The following is a 2,649-nucleotide window of genomic DNA, read 5'->3' on the forward strand; positions in this document are numbered from 1 at the left end:
GCAATGAAGGGCACGAATACCAACAACACGTAACTGCGCCAGCGGAACAGGCCTTCACCCGTCCGCCGCATGTGATCGCCAAGCAGCATCTGATTCTCCTTGCTCTGACTGCGCGTGCGATGCACCAGCGCCCGGTTCCGCGCCATACACCTTTGGTTAGAGAGACCACCAAAACGCAGCCTCTGGACAGATGTTCCCTTTATGTTCATATTTCGCATATGCAGGACGAACTCATGCCCGGACAGCTTCTTGCGCGCGGTGTCTGCCGCCATCTTCTGCACCATGGCTTTGTCACGGTGGAGGAACTGGTGCCGTCCTCCGGCCTTCGGCTGGATGTGCTGGCGCTGGGGCCGAAAGGCGAATTGTGGATCGTCGAATGCAAGTCGAGCCGGGTTGACTTTACCTCGGACCGCAAATGGCAGAACTACCTTGAATGGGGCGACCGGTTCTTCTGGGCGGTTGATGCCGATTTCCCGGTGGAGCTGTTGCCCGAGGGCACGGGCCTGATCCTTGCCGACGCCTATGACGCCGAGATTGTGCGGATGGGCCCCGTGACGCCGCTGGCCGGTGCCCGGCGCAAGGTGATGGTGCAGAAATTCGCCCGCCACGCCGCCTTGCGCCTGCAGGGCTACCGCGATCCGGGCGTCACCGCTTCGGGGATTTCCCCTTAGCGCCGCCCATGCTGCGGGCGGCCTCGGCTGCGGCGCGCAGTTCCTCGGCAATCTCTTCGGCCTCTTCAGGTTCGAAATCCAGGGGCAGCTCCAGCCCATCGGCCTCCAGATAGATCCTGACCATGCCGAGCGTCGTCGGCCCGATCTGCAGATTCGCCGAGATGTCGCTTTCCTTGTCGATCCCCATGACCGGCCTCCGTTCCTTGCCTTGCCTTGGCTATAGCGGAACCGGGGGGCGAGGCAAGCAGGGCAATGGCTTTGGCGGTGCAATCCGGGACTTGCATTCATGATTGTGCGGGTCTAAATGGCCCCCGAGTGCCGACGTAGCTCAGTTGGTTAGAGCACTAGATTGTGGATCTAGGGGTCCCCCGTTCGAGCCGGGGCGTCGGTACCATCCCCGCACTCAGTTTTCCGGTGTGATCATCACCCTCTGGCGCAATGCGCCGGTTTCCGCGTCGAGGATCAGGATTTCATCCGCCTCCGTCACCACCGCAATCCAGCCGCGCCCCATCGTCACCGCCTCGGCCCTGGCCCCTTCCGGCAGGGTGATCCCGTCGGGAAGTACAGGGCGCGGGACAGAGCCATCCGGCAGCCGGGTGACAAAGAGAAAGATCATCGTTATCAGGCCGAGGATCATGGTTCCGGCCAAGGCCGTTACCAGCACCTTAAGAAATCGCAGTTCGGGCGGGGTGCCTTGCCCTTCGTCTGTCGGAGCCTCATTCATGTCGGACATCGAAAGCCGTACCTTGCAAGTGATGATCGGGCCGAACCCGCCCGACCGCCTTGATAAGGCGCTGGCGCGCGATGTGCCAGAAGAAGCAGCACTTTCGCGGTCGCGCCTTGCGCGGTTGCTGGCCGAAGGCGCGGTGACGCAGGGCGGGGCGGTGGTCGTGAACCCCAAGGCCAGAGTGGCCGAGGGTGAGGTTTATTTGATTGCCGTCGGCGTGCCGGAACCGGTCGAAACCGTTGCGCAGGACATCGCGCTGACCATCGTCTGGGAAGATGACGACCTGATCGTCATAGACAAACCGGCGGGTATGGTCGTGCATCCGGCGCCGGGCTCCGCTGACGGCACGCTCGTCAACGCGCTTTTACATCATTGCGGCGATACGCTGTCGGGGGTGGGCGGCGAAAGACGGCCGGGCATTGTGCACCGGATCGACAAGGACACGTCGGGCCTGCTTGTCGTCGCCAAATCCGACCGGGCGCATCACGGGCTGGCCAAACAATTCGAGAAACATACCGTAACCCGCCGCTATCTGGCGCTTGTCCATGGCGCGCCGGATGCTGCCGATCCGCGTCTTCATGGCGTGAAGGGCACGAATTTCGAACCGGGCGGCATTCTCAAGATCACCACCCAGCTTGCGCGTCACAAGACCGACCGCCAGCGGCAGGCAGTCCTGTTCCACGGCGGACGTCATGCGGTGACGCGGGCCCGGGCGCTGGAACGGTTCGGTCAACCGCCTTCAGCGGCTCTGGTCGAGTGCTGGCTGGAGACGGGGCGGACCCATCAGATCCGTGTTCACATGGCCCATGTCGGCCATGGACTGATCGGCGATCCGGTCTATGGCGGGCGCCGCAAACCGGCGGCCAAGGCCCTGGGCGTGGCGACCGCCGAGGCCGCCATCCGCTTCCCGCGTCAGGCGCTACATGCCGCCACCCTTGGCTTCGATCATCCGGTGACCGGCGAGCGTCTCGATTTCGAAAGCCCGCTGCCGCCGGATTTTCAGGAATTGCTTGACCTTCTGCGGGGGGAAACCGCGCATGGATGATTGCGTTGGGCATGTCCGCAAATCGTGTTCGTCCGCTGTCGGGACAGAGCGGACATTCCCATGAGTCCAACGCGAGCCGGGTGGGCGCCTGCCCGTGGGGTGGCGCAGCAACCGAGGTTCAGGGCAGTTTATGGCCGCAAAGCCCCTCGTCCCTCATGCGAAGCGCGCGGCCTCATAAGCGCCAGCCCGCCGGGGCGGGCAGGCGC

General features: G+C 63.8%; 4 protein-coding genes and 1 tRNA gene. 3 read left to right on the forward strand and 2 right to left on the reverse strand.

Annotated elements, in window-relative coordinates; genetic code table 11:
* Positions 1-233: 233 nt before the first annotated feature.
* Entirely contained in the window at positions 234-671 is a 438-nt protein-coding gene (locus WBB85_RS15250) for an MmcB family DNA repair protein (protein ID WP_432639456.1), read from the forward strand.
* Here WBB85_RS15250 and WBB85_RS15255 read toward each other — a convergent pair.
* On the reverse strand, positions 646-858 hold the full coding sequence (locus tag WBB85_RS15255) for a DUF6324 family protein (RefSeq protein ID WP_432639457.1): 213 nt from the start codon (positions 856-858) through the stop codon (positions 646-648). The two genes, WBB85_RS15250 and WBB85_RS15255, sit on opposite strands and share 26 nt — an antisense overlap.
* Before the next feature lie 130 nt (positions 859-988).
* Here WBB85_RS15255 and WBB85_RS15260 point away from each other — a divergent pair.
* Positions 989-1,065 (forward strand) — tRNA-His (locus WBB85_RS15260).
* A 9-nt stretch (positions 1,066-1,074) separates the two neighbouring features.
* Here the strand turns inward: WBB85_RS15260 and WBB85_RS15265 are convergent.
* On the reverse strand, positions 1,075-1,404 hold the full coding sequence (locus WBB85_RS15265) for a DUF6476 family protein (RefSeq protein ID WP_432639458.1): 330 nt from the start codon (positions 1,402-1,404) through the stop codon (positions 1,075-1,077).
* Here WBB85_RS15265 and WBB85_RS15270 point away from each other — a divergent pair.
* A complete protein-coding gene (locus WBB85_RS15270; RefSeq protein WP_432639459.1) occupies positions 1,394-2,443 on the forward strand; it encodes an RluA family pseudouridine synthase in 1,050 nt (349 codons plus the stop codon). The two genes, WBB85_RS15265 and WBB85_RS15270, sit on opposite strands and share 11 nt — an antisense overlap.
* Positions 2,444-2,649: the final 206 nt, after the last annotated feature.

This window comes from Albidovulum sp. (assembly GCF_049646345.1).
GTDB lineage: Bacteria > Pseudomonadota > Alphaproteobacteria > Rhodobacterales > Rhodobacteraceae > Albidovulum.

Bases quoted from the DNA above. Each gene is read 5' to 3' on its own strand.
- WBB85_RS15250 (WP_432639456.1), top strand. From the start codon at position 234: ATGCCCGGACAGCTTCTTGCGCGCGGTGTCTGCCGCCATCTTCTGCAC.
- WBB85_RS15255 (WP_432639457.1), bottom strand. From the start codon at position 858: ATGGGGATCGACAAGGAAAGCGACATCTCGGCGAATCTGCAGATCGGG.
- WBB85_RS15270 (WP_432639459.1), top strand. From the start codon at position 1,394: ATGTCGGACATCGAAAGCCGTACCTTGCAAGTGATGATCGGGCCGAAC.
- WBB85_RS15265 (WP_432639458.1), bottom strand. From the start codon at position 1,404: ATGTCCGACATGAATGAGGCTCCGACAGACGAAGGGCAAGGCACCCCG.